The sequence below is a fragment of the Methylobacillus glycogenes JCM 2850 genome, assembly GCF_000617925.1.
GTDB lineage: Bacteria > Pseudomonadota > Gammaproteobacteria > Burkholderiales > Methylophilaceae > Methylobacillus > Methylobacillus glycogenes.
On the sequence record NZ_BAMT01000001.1, the window covers coordinates 394,419 to 410,614 of the forward strand.

The 16,196-nt window shown below is 55.1% G+C and carries 14 protein-coding genes and 2 pseudogenes; 6 read left to right on the forward strand and 10 right to left on the reverse strand.

Annotated features, from left to right (window positions below):
- Positions 1-49 precede the first annotated feature (49 nt).
- Entirely contained in the window at positions 50-1,204 is a 1,155-nt protein-coding gene (locus JCM2850_RS01845) for a methyltransferase (protein ID WP_025869569.1), read from the forward strand.
- Here the strand turns inward: JCM2850_RS01845 and JCM2850_RS01850 are convergent.
- From JCM2850_RS01850 to JCM2850_RS16405, 3 genes are all read right to left on the reverse strand, one after another.
- Positions 1,201-2,790: a Na/Pi cotransporter family protein gene (locus JCM2850_RS01850; RefSeq protein WP_234406024.1), complete on the reverse strand. Its 1,590-nt coding sequence runs from the start codon at positions 2,788-2,790 to the stop codon at positions 1,201-1,203. The genes JCM2850_RS01845 and JCM2850_RS01850 overlap by 4 nt on opposite strands.
- Before the next feature lie 241 nt (positions 2,791-3,031).
- A complete protein-coding gene (locus JCM2850_RS22235; protein WP_234406025.1) occupies positions 3,032-3,121 on the reverse strand; it encodes a PEP-CTERM sorting domain-containing protein in 90 nt (29 codons plus the stop codon).
- 83 nt (positions 3,122-3,204) lie between these two features.
- Positions 3,205-3,693 (reverse strand): hypothetical protein, encoded by a 489-nt coding sequence (locus JCM2850_RS16405; protein ID WP_234406026.1) that lies wholly within the window; start codon positions 3,691-3,693, stop codon positions 3,205-3,207.
- A 337-nt stretch (positions 3,694-4,030) separates the two neighbouring features.
- Here JCM2850_RS16405 and JCM2850_RS16410 point away from each other — a divergent pair.
- Positions 4,031-5,877, forward strand: a pseudogene (locus JCM2850_RS16410) (PQQ-dependent dehydrogenase, methanol/ethanol family).
- A gap of 23 nt (positions 5,878-5,900) precedes the next feature.
- Here the strand turns inward: JCM2850_RS16410 and JCM2850_RS01870 are convergent.
- The 4 genes from JCM2850_RS01870 to JCM2850_RS21540 all read right to left on the reverse strand — a co-directional run bounded on the left by JCM2850_RS01870 (position 5,901) and on the right by JCM2850_RS21540 (position 7,995).
- Positions 5,901-6,587 carry a hypothetical protein gene (locus tag JCM2850_RS01870; protein ID WP_025869571.1) on the reverse strand — a complete coding sequence of 229 codons (687 nt, stop codon included), beginning with the start codon at positions 6,585-6,587 and terminating at the stop codon, positions 5,901-5,903.
- 60 nt (positions 6,588-6,647) lie between these two features.
- Positions 6,648-7,154 (reverse strand): hypothetical protein, encoded by a 507-nt coding sequence (locus tag JCM2850_RS01875; protein WP_025869572.1) that lies wholly within the window; start codon positions 7,152-7,154, stop codon positions 6,648-6,650.
- Entirely contained in the window at positions 7,144-7,734 is a 591-nt protein-coding gene (locus JCM2850_RS01880; protein ID WP_234406027.1) for a DUF2238 domain-containing protein, read from the reverse strand. The genes JCM2850_RS01875 and JCM2850_RS01880 overlap by 11 nt, the downstream gene beginning before the upstream one ends.
- A 108-nt stretch (positions 7,735-7,842) precedes the next feature.
- Positions 7,843-7,995, reverse strand: coding sequence for a hypothetical protein (locus JCM2850_RS21540; RefSeq protein WP_159105111.1), 153 nt, complete (start codon positions 7,993-7,995; stop codon positions 7,843-7,845).
- Positions 7,996-8,172: 177 nt separating this feature from the next.
- Between JCM2850_RS21540 and JCM2850_RS01890 the strand changes: the two genes are divergently transcribed.
- Both JCM2850_RS01890 and JCM2850_RS01895 read left to right on the forward strand, forming a co-directional pair.
- Entirely contained in the window at positions 8,173-9,891 is a 1,719-nt protein-coding gene (locus JCM2850_RS01890; RefSeq protein ID WP_025869574.1) for a PAS domain S-box protein, read from the forward strand.
- The gene (locus JCM2850_RS01895) at positions 9,888-10,529 is read left to right on the forward strand and encodes a response regulator (protein WP_025869575.1); all 642 of its coding nucleotides are present in this window, start codon (positions 9,888-9,890) and stop codon (positions 10,527-10,529) included. The genes JCM2850_RS01890 and JCM2850_RS01895 overlap by 4 nt, the downstream gene beginning before the upstream one ends.
- Positions 10,530-10,595: 66 nt before the next feature.
- On the opposite strand, the gene JCM2850_RS01900 is transcribed toward JCM2850_RS01895, so the two are convergent.
- From JCM2850_RS01900 to JCM2850_RS01910, 3 genes and pseudogenes are all read right to left on the reverse strand, one after another.
- Positions 10,596-11,303, reverse strand: a complete 708-nt coding sequence (locus tag JCM2850_RS01900; protein ID WP_148301167.1) for a hypothetical protein — start codon at positions 11,301-11,303, stop codon at positions 10,596-10,598.
- A 54-nt stretch (positions 11,304-11,357) separates the two neighbouring features.
- Positions 11,358-12,226: pseudogene (locus JCM2850_RS16415) on the reverse strand (DMT family transporter).
- Positions 12,227-12,365: 139 nt separating this feature from the next.
- A complete protein-coding gene (locus JCM2850_RS01910; RefSeq protein WP_025869577.1) occupies positions 12,366-13,493 on the reverse strand; it encodes an aromatic ring-hydroxylating oxygenase subunit alpha in 1,128 nt (375 codons plus the stop codon).
- Between the two features lie 548 nt (positions 13,494-14,041).
- On the opposite strand from JCM2850_RS01910, the gene JCM2850_RS01915 reads away from it, so the two are divergent.
- Positions 14,042-15,220 carry an aspartate aminotransferase family protein gene (locus JCM2850_RS01915; protein WP_025869578.1) on the forward strand — a complete coding sequence of 393 codons (1,179 nt, stop codon included), beginning with the start codon at positions 14,042-14,044 and terminating at the stop codon, positions 15,218-15,220.
- Between the two features lie 22 nt (positions 15,221-15,242).
- Entirely contained in the window at positions 15,243-16,157 is a 915-nt protein-coding gene (argF, locus tag JCM2850_RS01920; protein ID WP_025869579.1) for an ornithine carbamoyltransferase, read from the forward strand.
- Positions 16,158-16,196: the final 39 nt, after the last annotated feature.

Genomic DNA, 16,196 nt, shown 5'->3' on the forward strand with positions numbered 1-16,196 from the left:
AAGTTCTATTTTGTCCATTATTTCCACTGATGCCGCGCATGCACAGAATATCCCCAGCCCCACTGTAAATTGGCAGGAGCAAGGGGTAGAGCACAGCGCGCCCTGGCGTGCCGAAAACCTGGGCAAAGCCCCAGCGCGGGTGCAGGTAGTGGATGACAGCCTCAAGGCTGATCAGGCCTATAGACTGGCTTGCGAAGGCACGGGCCTGCTCTGGCGTGGTGATTTCCACAATGCACGCCAATTGCTGCAAGCCATGACCAGAAGGCTGGAGCGCAAACTGCCCAAGACCGCGGCAGACCCCACCGAGGCATTCCACTTGCATAGGCAGGCGCAGGCACAACGGGCCAGAGTGTTGGGCCTGTTGCTGATTCAGCTTGAGCCCGATTACAGCATCAAACTGCGCCGTGCCCCCGATGTTAGGCTAGCCTGTGAGCAGGCCTTGGGTACGGACAATGCCTGGAGTGCGGGTGGCTGCGTCATGTCCTTGCGCGAGCTGCAAGGGCTGATAGGCGCTTATGAGTGGCGGCGTAAAGGCGTCTCTATCCCGGCATTGGGCGGCGTGATTCATCCGCACTATGGGGTGTTTTCTCCGGTGCGCGGTGAATATATAGACTTGGTCGCTCAAGCGCCTCTGCCTCAGGCTTTTTCAGCACCTTCTGCAGATGGCATGCTGGCTTTTGATATCGGCACCGGTACAGGCGTATTGGCTGCGGTATTGGCCAGGCGCGGGGTGCAGCAAGTGTTGGCGACGGATCAGGATGAGCGTGCCTTGGCCTGCGCGCAAGACAATATCCAGCAATTGGGCCTCACCGAGCAGGTACAAGTGCTCAAACGCGACCTTTATCCAGAAGGCCGCGCTGCACTAGTGGTGTGTAATCCACCGTGGATTCCGGCCAAGGCCAATGCCCCAATTGAATATGCGATTTACGACCCCGCTAGCGCCATGCTCCAGGGTTTTCTGCAAGGCTTGGCCGCGCATCTGCTGCCTGGAGGCGAGGGCTGGCTGATTATGTCGGACATTGCCGAGCATCTGGGATTGCGCAGCCGCCAAACCCTGCTGGATATGATAGACGCCGCAGGGCTGACTGTGATTGAGCGGCTGGATATCAAGCCACGCCATGGTCGTGCCGCGGATAGCAGTGATCCGCTATTCAAGGCACGCACAGCGGAATTGACTTCTCTGTGGCGCTTGTCTGCCGCTTAAGGTGTGGCTTGCAGCAGCGCGGCCTGGCGGCTGCTGACCTCAGGGCGGTCAAAGCTGGCATGCAGTTTCTCAAAGGCCAGCAAGGCCTTGGTCAACTGCTGGTTGAAACGCCGGGTTTCAGCGAGTTTTAGCAGGTTGTTGCCACCAGAGTCGTGCTTCAGCCTGGCATGTAATACCTCTTCCACTATGGACTGCTTTTGCTGCTGGCGGTCACGCACAAAGCGCTTATACGCTTGCCTCAGGCCCGCTCTATCCAAGGGTTGCTGACTAGTACTCAATGCTTGCCAGTAGGGGGTTTCCAGCGCAAAGCTTGCAGCGTCTTCCGGTAAAAATCTGGCCAACCCAGGCAGCAACTGCAAGGCCATGGACAGGCGCAGCTGATTCTGCACCAGCACATTGAGCAGCTCCGCCTCCTGCGCCGACAGGGTCTGTTGTGCCAGCTTGGCAGTGTAGTGATGCACCTGCTGCAAGCGGTCGCGGCTATCTTCCAGCAATTGCGCATCGGGCGGTGAGCCTTGCGCCATGCGTAATGCCAGCTGCGCAATCTGCTGGCCACTACGCATGCTTTCCAGGCTGATGGCCTTGATCGCCAGGCTGGGAATCGCCAGGCTGGATTGATCCAGATTGAATAGCGGTTGCTGGCCTGGGCTGCGGAACAAGGTATCCAACCAGCGCAGCAACGGCGGGGTCAAAGGCGTCATCAGAATGACGCCCAGCAGATTGAAACAGGTGTGGAACAAGGCCAGGATAAATTGCGGCTCGGTATCCTGAAACACCAGTCGCGCCAGTTCTGCAATGCCCCAGAGCAAAGGTTTCAGCAGTATCAGCGCCACTATCGCGGTCAACACATTGAACAGCACATGCAGGCTGGCAACGCGTTTGGCAATGGGTGTGGCCGCCAGCGTGGCGAGCAGGGCAGTGGAGGTGGTGCCTACGTTAGAACCTATGACTACGGCCGCGCCTATTTCCAATGGCACGGCCCCGGTAGAGACTGCGGTGATGACCAAGGCAATCACCGCCAGCGAGGCCTGCATCACCACCGTCAGCAATATCCCCGCCAGCATGGACAAGAGGATGCCCCATACGCCCAGCGTGGTCAGCGCAGCAAAATCAATATGAACAAAACTGGAAGCCAGGCTGTTTTTGAGAAAACCCAGGCCCAGAAACAGCAAGGCAAAACCAGTCAAGGCTTCTCCCATGCCCTGACGGCGGCTTTGTTTGCTAAACAGCTTGAGCATGACCGCAACGCCCAGTATGGGCAGGGCCAGTGCCTCCAGCTTGAAACTGCCACCCAGAATAGCCACCAGCCAAGCGCTCAGCGAGCTGCCCAAATTACTGCCATAGATGACAAAGGCCGCGGCAGAGAGCGAAAGAATATTGGCGTTGGCAAAGCCTATGGTGGTGACGGTAATGGCGGTAGACGACTGCACGGCCAGCGTACTGATGCCGCCAATGGCAACCGCTTGCAGCGGAGTTTTGGTCCAATGCTGTAGCAACTGCATAAAGCTGGGCCCGGCGGCGGTTTTCAGCCCGCGTGTCATTGCATCAATGCCAAGCAGCATCAGGCCAATTGCGCCCAGGCCCATAAAGAGTTCAGACCACATATGCTAGAGAGAAAAACGAGGAAAGCCGCTAGTTTAACTGATGATGGCTTGTCATCAGCGTTGCCGCAGAAAACATGGCGCTTCAGGTCGGGCTGAAAACTGTGGTCATGACCTTGCTGGGGAAGCACATAAGAAAGTGCCAGGCATCCTCAGATGCCTGGCGGGCACTCCCACCGGTAGGGGAGTGCAAGTGACTATCAGCGCCGATTAAGCGCGTACTTGATTAAGCCTTGCGACGACGCGCAGCAAAACCAACTGCACCCAGGCCCAGCATCAGCATGGCGTAGCTGGAGGGCTCAGGTACGGCAGCCACCTGGTCAATCTGGAAAGCCAGGGACTGGGAGAAGCCGATATTGAAGTTGAGGGTGTAAGAAGTGATAGGAGCGCTAACACTGCTCAGATCCCAGCTGTACTGGTAGTAATCAGCGCAGTGCCAGTGTCAGTGAATTGCACCAAAGTGCCAGCCAGGGCTTGGTTGCCACCGTTGTAGCTCAGGCTCAGGCTGAATGGTGTGGCACCGAAGGAAGCATCAAAGTCATTGATGATGCCTTGGAACACCAGGGAAGTGATGTTGCTGGCAACAGTGTTGTCGGTGAAAGTGAGGTTGCCATTACCGTACAGACCAAAACCTGCTGGGTAGTAGCTGCCAGACAGCAGGGTCAGTGCGGCATCACCAGAACCCGCAACGTTGGCCACGGTGCCAGCCTTGAGTTCGTCCAGGGTCAGCGCAGCAGGCAAGCGGCCACGGTTGAGTTGGTTCCAGCCATCGAAGGACACGGAGTTGGCCACGTCGATGAATGTGTCATGGGTTGCATTCGCTTGCGCCAGGCCAGCGATAGCGAACAGGCTGGCACCAACCAGCAAGCGTAGGGATGTTGTTTGCATTGTCATTATTCCTTTTGCGTTGAAGATCAAGCCTGGCGTTCCCAATGAAAGCCCTGGCCTGGAGCTGTTCCCGGCCTTGGTCATGAATGCCTGGGCAGGAAACACATTCTCTTGATTACCTTTGCGATAAAAAATAAGAATGATTCGTATTATGTTTATATTTTGAGCCTTGTCAACCAGAAAGCCAGTGTGGTTATCACCTTTTTAGATAAGGTATGTCATCGACAAGGGCAGCCTGAGCGTTCAAACCTGCATGCAAGCACATTCCACCCCCATGCTGCTGGCGCTGTTATGCACCACAGCAGCCAGCTCTACCACTGTATCTGCGCAAGAAAACATGCAGGGAGTAAACCTGCCAAGAGAAAATCTTCAAAGAGAAAATCTTCAAAGCCTGATCAATGACGACAAACAATGGGTAAGCCCGCGCAAGGATTATTTCAATCAGGCTTATAGCCGTCTGGCGCAAATCAAGCAGGGCAATGTGCAGCGCCTGCGCCTGGCCTGGAGTTTTGCCACCGGGGTGAACAAGGGCCATGAAGGCGCACCCTTGGTGATAGGCAATGTCATGCTGGTGCACACGGCTTTTCCCAATAATGTCTATGCGCTGGATTTGAATCAGGCGCAGAAAATCCTCTGGTCTTTCCATCCGCGTCAGGCCAGCGATACCGAAGCCATACTCTGCTGCGATAGTGTCAACCGTGGGCTGGCCTATGCCGAAGGCAAGGTGTTGTTGCAGCAGAACAATGGCTTGTTAGTGGCTCTGGATTTACAAGATGGCCATGTACATTGGCAAACTCAGGTTAACGACATCAAGCTAGGCGCCAGCAATACCAATGCGCCCTATGTGTTCAAGGACAAAGTGCTGACTGGCTGCAGCGGTGGCGAGTTTGGCGTGCGCTGTTTTCTTGCCGCCTATGCGCTCAAAGATGGCAGCCTGCAATGGAAGGCCTACAGCACAGGCCCGGATGATGAGGTGTTAATAGGGGCAGGCTTTAATCGCCATAACCCACATTACAGCGCCTTGAGTAGTTATGAAGATATCGCCGGGGGCAATCGCGAAGGGGGTAGCTTCAAGCTTTGCCCAAGGACAGACTTAAATTCCCTGAGGATAATTTAGGGGTACGCACCTGGCTGAAAGCCCAAGGCAACGCGCATGGTGGGCAAGAGCCCTGGCAGCATGGAGGTGGCCCGGTGTGGGGCTGGTTCTCCTATGATCCTAAGCTTAACCTGGTGTATTACGGTACAGGTAACCCTTCAGTGTGGAACCCGGATATCCGCCCTGGCGATAACAAATGGGCGATGACCTTGTTTGCGCGTGATCTCGACACTGGGCAGGCACGCTGGGGCTATCAACTCACCCCGCATGACGAGTGGGACTATGACAGCGTTAATGAATTGATTCTATGGAACCATGGCAGCCATAAACTGGCTACGCATTTTGACCGCAATGGCTTTGCCTACACCCTGGCGCGCGATACTGGCAAACTGCTGGTGGCCAATAAAATGCACCCCTTTGTCAATTGGGCCACGGGCATAGATTTACAGACGGGCATACCGCTCAAGGATGCGCGCTATTCTACGCATCAGGATCAGGAAACCAGCGCCATCTGCCCCTCGGCGCTAGGGGTTAAAAACATGCAGCCTGCCGCCTATTCACCGCAGAGCGGTTGGTTTTATGTGCCACTCAACCATTTGTGCATGCAGTATGAGGCGGTGGAAGCCAAGTATGTGGCGGGTCAGCCCTGGGCGGGGGCCAGCATTACCATGCAGCCCGGCCCTGAGGGCGTGATGGGTGGTTTTATGGCCTGGGATGGCTGGCAGGGCAAGCGTATCTGGTATAAACAAGAGGCCTATCCTGTCTGGAGCGGGGCTTTGGCAACGGCGGGTAGGCTGGTGTTCTATGGCACGCTGGATCGCTGGTTCAAGGTGCTGGATGCCAATACGGGCAAGGAGTTATGGCGCTTTCAGCTAGGCTCGGGCATCGTTGGCAATCCCATGACCTATAGCCACCAAGGCAAGCAATATGTGGCGGTGTTTTCCGGCATAGGCGGCTGGGCAGGCGTAGCGCTCAATCAGGGCCTGAGCGAGGATAGTGATGGCGCAGGCACTGCTGGCGTGATGCGCGGCCTCAAGCAGTTCAACGCAGCGCCAGGGGGTGGCGCGCTTAATGTGTTTGGGCTTTGATTTAAAGCGCTAGATTCAAAGCGTTAAGTCTGCACCAGCTGCCACAAATCCTTGATAAAGCGACCTATGCCAGCCAGTCGGCTGCTTTGTTCTATGATGCCGGGCAAGCGCGATTTCTTTAGCTGCTTCAGGGTTTGCAGGTGGTTGTTGGCGATATGCGCACCTATCTTGCCTATGATGTGGCGTATATGCTCGCGCTGGGCAGCCAGGGTTTCTCCTTGCCATTGCGGGCCAAAAGCCTGTTCTTCCCAGCAATAATCCAAAATGCGATACAGCGTGGCCAGATTGCCCACCACGTATTCGCTAGAGGCGTTGAAGGTCAGGCTGTCATCGGCGAGCCTGGCCTGGTTTTGCAGGTGGCGGAACAGCAAAGGCGTTTTCAGGTGAAAACGCATCTGGCCTTTTTCCAAACTCTCGACATGAAACTCCACACTAGCAAGGGCAGCCAGCAGCCGTGACCAGGCTTCCGCCTCGTCCAGTTGGCCGAACTTCATGGCCGCACTTTCCAGCAGGCTGCGTGCACGCGATTCACGAATACGGAAAGTGCTGCTGAGCTTGAAGGTGTCTACACTCTGCACTGCCTGCGCATACTCCCATAACAGCAGGGCATCAAAGTCACCCTTGGCCATGCCACCCAGGCCATGGGTGCTGACATACTCCTGCCAGATACGGTCAAAGAGGGCGATTTTTTGCGTATTGCTCAGCGACATGCTTGGACTCCTTGCGAGAGGGCTAGGCCTGCTCCTAAAGTTTTTAGACTTGTTTGACGCTTACTTGATTTCTTTGAAACGCCCTTGCTCCAGCAATAAGCGGATATGGGTTTTCTTGCTAGGAAAATTGACAGCGTCGTCAGAGATATTTTCCAGCGCAGGCAAGGCCAACACACTACCACCCAGCTTGGATTGACCTGTGACCTTGGCCTCCAGCTTATCCAGGCTGCGCCAGCCGCCAGCGCCTATGGGAATCACATCCAGCAGGCTGTAGTGGGTTTTTCCTTCTGCCTGCTCTGGGCTAAACGCTGCCAAAAACTGACGGAAATTATTGCCGCCTTTGTAGCCTTCCACGGTAAACACTGCCAGTACCACGGCGTGCTTGTCTGCAAGCGACAAGGACTGGCTCATGGTGGCTGCCGGATAGCCCACGGCGTAACCATCGCCTAATAGTGCCGCCAGCCTTTCCACTTGCGCACTCAGCGCTTTGGGCGTGCTGGCAGCAGTCTGTGCCTGAGCTGGCTGGCATAAAAATGCCAGCAGCAATAGCCCCAGCCTAGCGTGCATGATGGTGCCCCGGTAGCAAGGCCATGGCCTGGTCATGCCAGCGTGACAGCAGCAGCAAGGCAGTGATGCCACCCAGCAAGGCAAAGCCCATATCGGATTGAGTATCCCAGGGGTCACCCTGGGTGCCTAGGAATTCATCGGCGCCCTGGCCCAGCACGACGGCAGCCGCCCATTCAATCAGCTCATAACATGCACTGATGGCCAGCACTACGCAGATGACAAGGAAAGCCAACATCCGTCGACCTTGCACATAATGCCCGCGCAGCAATATCTCGCGAGCGGCGATGGCGGGCACCAGGCCCTGCATAAAGTGACCTATCTTGTCGTAGGGGTTGCGGCTGAGATTGAATAACTCAGCCAGCTCAAATCCCAGGGGTACCCGGGCATAGCTGTAGTGCCCGCCCAGCATGAGCACCAGCGCATGCACAAACACCAGGCCATATAGCAGGGTACTGAGTGGAAAAGTCTTATAGCTGAACGCCAGCAGTGGCAGCACTATCATCACTGGCAGCACTTCCATGAGCCAGGTTGCCTGGTCGTAAGGGCGTATGCCAGACAGCAGCATTAGCACTAGCAGCACGATGCCTGCAATGATGAGGTGGCTTTGATGCCGCGGATTTATCGTGCCTGGCTCAAGCATGCTTGTCATGACCTTCAGGCTCACTGCGTAGTCTTGCCGCCAGCAATATCATGATTTGGGGCGATTGAAGATGGAGAACACCACACCTATCACAATGCCAGTGAGCGCACCCAGCCCCAGATTGTTCAGACTGAGTCCGGTAATGGTGCCGACTATGGTGGCCAGCGACAGATTGAAAATTTCTTTGTATTGATCAGGCATGGCGGAATTATAACTAAATGCATCAGGGCATGTCTGGGCTAATCATGTCTGAGCTAATGGGACTAAGCTGTACTACGTTGCACTATGTCAGGCTATATCGCTTGCCTGCCATTTCACGGCATCCTGATTTACACTGCTGGCTTTCCTTATCGTCAGGCAAACCTGCCAGGGCCACTCATGAGCTTGAGAGTACGCTTCAACCTGCTGATTACTACCTTGCTGCTGCTATTGATGGTGGCGGTGGGCTATGTGGTCATCAAGGGCATGCGCATCTCCACCGAGGAGAGCGTAGAGTCTGCCACCCGTGTCACCGTGCAGTTGCTGGATACCGTCATTATCAATTCCAGGCAAAACCCGGAGTGGGGTTATACCCACGATGTGATGCACACCTTTTTGCAATCGCTGGGCCATGTGCGCAGCAGTGAGATATTTCTCTACAACGCCCAGGGTGAGCTGATGTATCAATCGCCACCTTCAACCTACCGCGCGGACGAAACACCACCGCGCTGGTTTGTCAGCATGGTGGTGCCTGAGCCTGAGGTAGTGTCGCGCCGCATACGCTTTGGCATGCTAGTGGTGGCTTCCGATGCAGGCGGGGCGATTCGTGAATCCTGGGCCTCGTTCAAAAACCTGCTCTGGCTGGAGTTTGGCTTCTTTGTAGTGCTTAATGTCATGATTTACTGGATGCTGGGGCGCTGGCTCAAGCCCGCCGGGGATATCTTGAAGGCCATTTCTGCGGTGGAGCAGGGTAATCTTGATATTCGTTTGCCACGTTACCGCGTGCCGGAATTTTCCCGTATTGCGCAGAATTTCAACCTTATGGGGCAATCGCTACGCGAAAGCACGGAAGAAAATCGTCGCCTGGCGCTGGTGGCCAAGCAGACTGCGGACGCCATCATGATTCATGATCTGGATGGCAATATTTCTTTCTGGAACCAGGCCGCGCAGCAGTTATTTGGTTATGGCGAGGAAGACATCATAGGCAAATCGGCCAAGCTCTTGCTGCCACCTGAGCATGAGGGCGAGCTGGCGCGTAATTTTGCCGATATTGCCCAGCATGGCACGGTGGAGCACTACGACACCCAACGCGTGGCACGCGATGGCAAGCGCCTGGATGTGGCGCTCTCGGCCGCGCCGCTGATGGACCCCAAGACTGGCGAGATCATAGGTGAGATTTGCAGCATGCGCGATATCACCGAGCGCAAGCTGGCCGAAGAAACCGCGCGCAAGCTGGAAGAAAACCGCCAGCTTACGCATTTGATACAGCGGCATATCGAGGATGAACGCCGCAGCCTGGCGCGCGAGCTGCATGATGAGCTGGGGCAATATGTCACCGCAATCAAGACCTTTGCCGTGGCGATTGCCAACAAGGCCAAGGGCGAAATGCCGGGTATAGAATCCCATGCGCAAACCATAGTTTCGGCTGCCAACCATATCTATGACGGCATGCACAACATCATCCGCCATCTACGCCCAGGCTCGTTGGATAATCTGGGCTTGTCAGAAGCACTCAAGGACGCCGTGGCCGATTGGCAATTGCAAAACCCCAAGGTCAATTTCAGCCTTAGTCTGCAAGGCAAGCTAGAGTTGCTGGGCGAAAGCCTCAATATCAATCTCTACCGTATCGTGCAGGAATCCGTAACCAATGCCTTGCGCCATGCCCAGGCCAGCAGCATAGATATCAGCCTGGCACGGCACGAAAATGGTAACCTCACGCTTTCGATCAAGGACAATGGCATAGGCATGAATATGTGCAATGTGGATCAAAACCGCCATTTTGGCCTGCTGGGCATGCGCGAACGTACCCAGGCTTTGTACGGTAACTTCAATATAGATTCGCTGCCCGGCAGTGGCTGCAGCATTTCCGTCACCATCCCTGGGAGCACAGAAGCATGAGTACAACAATCCGGGTAATGCTGGTGGATGACCATGCCGTGGTGCGCATGGGCTTCAAGCTGCTGCTGGAAGCCGATCAGGCCATACAGGTAGTGGCCGAGGCCGAGAGTGGCGAGCAGGCCATCAAGCTCTATCAGGAACACAAGCCCAATGTGGTCATCATGGATATCACCATGCCTGGCATGGGCGGGCTGGAGGCCATAGACCGCATACGCGCCAAGGATGACGCCGCGCGCATACTGGTGCTGTCCGCGCATGAGGATTCGGTACACCCCAAACGTGTGCTCAATGCCGGGGCCATGGGGTATCTCACCAAGCGTAGCGCCGCTGAGGAATTGATCAAGGCGATTCACACTGTCGCTGCAGGCAAGATGTATCTGGAAGCCAATGTTGCCCAGCAAATGGCAATACAGCAGATTTCCGGTCAGCAGAACCCCGTGGATGTGCTTTCTGACCGTGAGTTTGAAGTGTTCATGGCGCTGGCCAAGGGCAAGAGCACCAATGAAATTGCCGACGTGCTGTGTCTTTCACCGCGCACCGTGGGCACCCATCTCTACAATATCAAGCAAAAGCTCAACGCCAACAACTCGGCAGAACTGGCTTTGATTGCGATGCGCTCGGGGTTGATAGACCCCTAAGATTTCATCCTTTAGCCATGACCAGGGCAGCCAGGCTTAATGTCTTTCTAAAGTAAGCTAGCGCCCTCAAGGCCGTCCGCTGGCTACCAGATAGCGCGCCATGCCGATATCGCCAGGGGTGGCCAATTCCACCATCACCTCCTGGCCGCTATGCAGATAGCCCAACTCAGGTGGCACGAGAAAAGTCACTGCGGTCTGCGGTGATTCCTTGGATGCTCCCACCGCCACTTGCCAATTACGCCAGTCCTGCGCTGGTGGCAGCTCCTTGCCGCGTAGCAAAGCCTGTTTCAGCATGGCGAGTTTTTCTTCACCCAGGAGTAAATTCCAGGTTTCTATGCCGACCAGGGCATTGCTGCTGATGCTGGGAGTATTGGTGACACTGGCTGTGCTGGCAAGCTGCACTGCTGGTTGAGTGTCTGCACTGGCAGCATGAGGCTCTGGCGCGGTTTCAGTAAAGCCAGCATTGAGAAAGGCTGACCAGTATTGATCAAATTGCGGGGCAGTGGATTGGGCGCTGGCTTGAGAACCATTGGCGACATTGCCATGACCTGGGATGGGTTGGTCGGCTTGGGTCTGGGTGATGCGTGGCGGCTCGCCGCGCAAGTGCGCTTCATAGGCATCTGAGCTGGCGCGGTCTGCGGCGCGCATCATAAGGGAAGATGCCAGTTGCTGCGCAATTGGCGCACCCATGCAGCCGCTTAGAGAGACACATAGGCACACGGCCAGGCTCAAGGCGATATAGCGGTGAAAGCGGCTGGAAAGTAATGAGCACATGTCATCATCAACGGACGCTGGGAGGCAAAGTTTACCCCGGCTGGCAAGGAAATGCTAAGCCGATTTACTGCTTTCTGCCGCGTTGGAGCTTGTGTTGGGGCTTGTTCTTGGTGTTGAGAGCACGCTCATGACGCCGCTGAGTATGATAATGCCCACGGCCAGCCATCTGTCCGCCGACAGGGTTTCATTCCACAGTAGCACGCCGAACAAGCTGGCCAGCAGCACGGTGGTGTAGGCCAGGCTGCCCACCACCAGTGGGCTGCCAGTTCTATAGGCGCGCGTCATCGCCAGTTGGGCGATGGTAGCGACTACGCCCAGGCCCAGCAGCACGGGCAAGTCTTCCCAAGCCAAAGGCGTGAAGTGCATGAATAGCATCCACAGCGCGCAACCCAGGGTGCATACCAGTGTGAAATAGAACACGGTGCGCCAGTCTGGCTCTCCGGCGCGTCCCAGCTGGGTCACATGCACATAGACCACGCCTGCCATAGCGCCTGACAGCAGGCCTATGGTGCCTGCGATAAACTCATCCACATGCAGGCTGGGGCGCAGCAATAGTGTGACGCCGACAAAGCCCAGCACTACGGCGGCGATCAGCACCTTGCGCGGCTTTTCGTGCAGCATGATGGTGAGGGCCAGCGCCAGGAACAGCGGTGAGGTGTAGTTGAGCGAAATCGCGGTGGCCAGCGGCAGCTCACTCAAGGCATAGAAAAAGCACAGCAGTGAGGCAAAGCCAGAATGCCGCGTTTCATATGCGTGCCCATCAACTGGGTTTTGAGACTTTGCCTGCGCAAGCGTGTGAGGGCATAGATAAATACCAGGCCAAACAGCGATCTGTAGAACACCAGCTCTACGCTGCCGAATTTTTCCGCACCCAGCTTGACCAGCACACCCATGATGGCAAAGAAAAAGGCGGCAACCAGCATCCACAGGCTGCCAAGTTTAGGTAATTTCAACGGTTTCTTTCTAGGCTGGCATTGGCTTGTAACAACCTGATGCCAGGAATTAGGGGGCTGATCTTGCGCTGACTATCTCTGGTGTGGGTAATTCAGCGTCAGGGCAATATTATGGGGCTATATGTGCATCTAGTTGCTTATGCAGCCAGGCATGGAAATGCTGCATGCCGGTTTCCATGGGGTGCTGGTAAGGGCCGCGTTCATCCAGGCCCTGGGCGGCGAGTGCCTGACGGCCCTCGTGCATGCGCTGGCATATCTCGTTATCTTCAACGGCGGTTTCGGTATAAGCCGCCTGTTGCGCGGCAACAAATTCTTCCTCAAACAACGCAATGTCTTCAGGGTAATAAAACTCCACCACATTGGTGCAGGCGTTAGTGCCGCGCGGAATGATATGGGAAACCACCAGTACATTGGGGTACCACTCAATCATGAGGAAAGGGTAGTACACCATCCAGATGGCGCCAAATTTGGGCTGTTGGTTCTGGTTATAGCGTAAAACCTGTTGCTGCCATTCCTGATAGATCTGCGAGCCGGATTTTTCCAGTGCCTTATGCACGCCCACGGTCTGTACGCTGTAGCTGTCACCAAACTCCCAGTTGAGTGCTTCGCAATCGACAAAATTGCCCAGGCCGGGGTGGAAGGGGCCTACGTGATAGTCTTCCAGATAGACCTCGATAAAGGTCTTCCAGTTGAAGTTGTATTCATCCACCATCACGCGGTTGAGCATATAGCCCGTGAAATCGAAATCCTGCTTGCAGCCCAGCTGGTTAAGGTCTTGCGCGATATCGCGCTTGCTGTCAAACAGCAGCCCTTGCCAGGATTGCAGGCTGGATTTATTCAGATTGAGGCAGGGGTTTTCCTTGAAATGCGGTGCACCCAGCAAGGTGCCTTCGGTGTTGTAAGTCCAGCGGTGCAGGGGGCAGATGATATTCTTGGTCTTGCCGCTGCCTTTCAGCATCAAGGCCTGGCGATGGCGGCAGACATTGCTGATCAGGTCTATGCCTTGTTCGTTGCGGATCAAGGCCTTGGCATTGTTCATCCAAGACAGGGCATGATAGCTGCCCAGCTCGGGCACCATGAGTTCATGGCCCAGATATTTGGGCGCATGCGCAAATAAATGCTGTTCTTCCAGCGCGTAGATGGCGGGGTCGGTGTACCAGGAAACCGGCAGCTGCGTGTCTTGAGTGGGAGATTTGCCCTGCACGGGCAATGTGGTAACAGATGCAAGTGATACCATAAGGCTGAAACCTGCTAACACCTTAAAAATTAAGCGAACATTGGATTTTGCCCTAAACCTGGCTTTTTTTAAACCCATAAGCAACATGGGGTTTGTAAATGCAGGGGCCATATCCGGGCAAAAAGCTGTGGCGATTCTTGCCTAAAGTGCTGAATTGCGCTACTCTCGAGCCCTTGATGTACAAGGTTTTTGAGCAGCTTGCGCATTCTTGCCAGCTAGGCCTTGAATCTTGCTACCAGCGACTATGGGCGTCGTAAAATCTGACCTGCAAGACTGAGTCAAAAATGGCATAAGTCAAAACTGACTTATCAACTTTAGGAAGGCAATATGAAGACTGCATTGCGACAAGTGGGAATTGGCCTGGCCGTGCTGGCAGCGATTCGACTGCTGAAAACGCGCGCCTACGCCCGCTGAAGTCGCCGCATCTTGCCATGGACGGCGGCTGGTGCCGCCGTTTTTGTTTTGTTGAGCTAAATATTCTAGATCCAAACCTTTAGCACTTTTATTCCAAACCTTGGAATCTAAACCTTGAGATTGTGAACTGCAAAATGTCTGAACACTTGATGAATACCTATGCGCGCCAAGCCGTGACTTTTACGCACGGTGAAGGCGTATGGCTATGGGATACCGAAGGCAAGCGCTATCTGGACGGATTGGCAGGTATTGCCGTCAATGGTCTGGGTCATGCCCATCCACAATTGCTCGCAGCCATCAATGAGCAAGCTGGCCGTTTGATCCATGTTTCCAATGTTTATGGTATTGCCGAGCAAGCCAAGCTTGCTGACAAGCTCTGTGCGGTGTCCGGCATGGATAAGGTGTTTCTCTGTAATTCAGGCTGTGAAGCCAATGAGGCCGCCATCAAGCTGGCCAGGCTTTACGGTCACCAGAAGGGTGTAGAGAATCCTGAAATTATCGTCATGGAACGTGCTTTCCATGGCCGTACCCTGGCAACATTGTCTGCCACTGGCAACCGCAAGACTCAAGCAGGCTTTGAGCCGCTGGTCAGCGGTTTTATCCGTGTGCCATTCGATGACCTAGACGCGATACGCCAAGTGGCGGCTCACCACCCGAATGTAGTGGCGATTCTGCTTGAGCCTATACAGGGCGAGGGCGGCATCAATGTGCCCAAGGATGTTGCGGCTTATTTCCGTGGTCTGCGTGATATCGCCGATGAAAATGGCTGGCTGCTGATGCTGGATGAAGTGCAGAGCGGTGTGGCACGTACTGGCACCTGGTTTGCGTTCCAGCATACCGAAGTGCTGCCGGACGTGATGACGCTGGCCAAGGGCCTGGGTTCTGGTGTGCCTATTGGTGCTTGTCTGGCGCGTGGCGCGGCGGCAGAAGTGTTTACCTATGGCAAGCATGGCTCTACCTTTGGTGGTAACCCGCTGGCTTCGGCTGCTGGTCTGGCTACGCTGAATATCATTGAGCAGCACGGTTTGCTGGCCCATGCCGAAAAGCTGGGTAATTGGATTAATCAAGCCTTCACTGAGCAGCTCAAGGGTGTGACTGGTGTGACCACCATACGCAATGCGGGTCTCATGATAGGCATAGAGCTGGACAGGCCTTGTGGCGAGCTGGTCAAACAGGCGCTGGATGCTGGCTTATTGATCAATGTCACTGCCGACAAGGTGATACGCCTGCTGCCACCATTGATCATGACAGAACAAGAGGCAGGCCAGCTTGTAGATACCCTCACGCCTTTAATCAAGAGGTTCCTGGCCTGAGTGGTCGGGATGAATAATTAATATGGCAATCAAACATTTTTTGCAGTTGAATGATCTGAATGCGGATGAGTTTGCGCATATCTTTGAGCGCACCCGCTGGATCAAGGAACAGTTCAAGGCTTACCAGCAATACTGGCCGCTGACTGACCGTACGCTGGTGATGATTTTCGAGAAAGCCAGCACCCGTACCCGTCTGTCCTTCGAGGCTGGCATGCAGCAGCTGGGTGGTTCTGCCATCTACCTCAATACCCGTGATTCCCAGCTGGGGCGGGGTGAGCCGGTGGAAGATGCGGCACAGGTGATCTCGCGCATGAGCGATATCGTCATGATCCGTACCTTTGAGCAGGAAATCATAGAGCGCTTCGCGGCCAATTCGCGGGTGCCTGTGATCAACGGCCTGACCAATGAATATCATCCATGCCAGATTCTGGCGGATATCTACACCTTTATCGAGCACAGAGGCCCGATCAAAGGCAAGACCGTGGCCTGGATAGGTGATTCCAACAACGTCTGTAACACCTGGTTGCAGGCGGCGGAAGTGTTTGATTTTAATGTGCATGTGTCTACGCCGCAGGGCTATGAAGTTGAACCTGAGCGCGCCAACCTCTATGGCACTGACCATTACGAAGAGTTTGAAGACCCAATGGAAGCGGCGCGTGGTGCCGATCTTGTCACCACCGATGTCTGGACCTCTATGGGCTTTGAGGCTGAGAACGAAGAGCGCAGACGTGACTTCCAGGATTGGCAGGTGGATGCAGATATGATGCGCATCGCTGGCCCAAATGCCTTGTTTATGCACTGCCTGCCAGCGCACAGAGGCGAAGAGGTGGCGGCCGAGGTGATAGATGGCCCGCAGTCTGTGGTGTGGGACGAAGCGGAAAACCGCCTGCATGTACAGAAGGCGCTGATGGAATATCTGCTGCTGGGCAAGCTCTAGCACCAGGTGCAGGTTTACTGAATTAAAGAATTGATTGGG

Bases quoted from the DNA above. Each gene is read 5' to 3' on its own strand.
- JCM2850_RS01850 (WP_234406024.1), bottom strand. From the start codon at position 2,790: ATGGGCCTGGGCGCAATTGGCCTGATGCTGCTTGGCATTGATGCAATG.
- JCM2850_RS16405 (WP_234406026.1), bottom strand. From the start codon at position 3,693: ATGCAAACAACATCCCTACGCTTGCTGGTTGGTGCCAGCCTGTTCGCT.
- JCM2850_RS01870 (WP_025869571.1), bottom strand. From the start codon at position 6,587: ATGTCGCTGAGCAATACGCAAAAAATCGCCCTCTTTGACCGTATCTGG.
- JCM2850_RS01875 (WP_025869572.1), bottom strand. From the start codon at position 7,154: ATGCACGCTAGGCTGGGGCTATTGCTGCTGGCATTTTTATGCCAGCCA.
- JCM2850_RS21540 (WP_159105111.1), bottom strand. From the start codon at position 7,995: ATGCCTGATCAATACAAAGAAATTTTCAATCTGTCGCTGGCCACCATA.
- JCM2850_RS01890 (WP_025869574.1), top strand. From the start codon at position 8,173: ATGAGCTTGAGAGTACGCTTCAACCTGCTGATTACTACCTTGCTGCTG.
- JCM2850_RS01895 (WP_025869575.1), top strand. From the start codon at position 9,888: ATGAGTACAACAATCCGGGTAATGCTGGTGGATGACCATGCCGTGGTG.
- JCM2850_RS01900 (WP_148301167.1), bottom strand. From the start codon at position 11,303: ATGTGCTCATTACTTTCCAGCCGCTTTCACCGCTATATCGCCTTGAGC.
- JCM2850_RS01910 (WP_025869577.1), bottom strand. From the start codon at position 13,493: ATGGTATCACTTGCATCTGTTACCACATTGCCCGTGCAGGGCAAATCT.
- JCM2850_RS01915 (WP_025869578.1), top strand. From the start codon at position 14,042: ATGTCTGAACACTTGATGAATACCTATGCGCGCCAAGCCGTGACTTTT.
- argF (WP_025869579.1), top strand. From the start codon at position 15,243: ATGGCAATCAAACATTTTTTGCAGTTGAATGATCTGAATGCGGATGAG.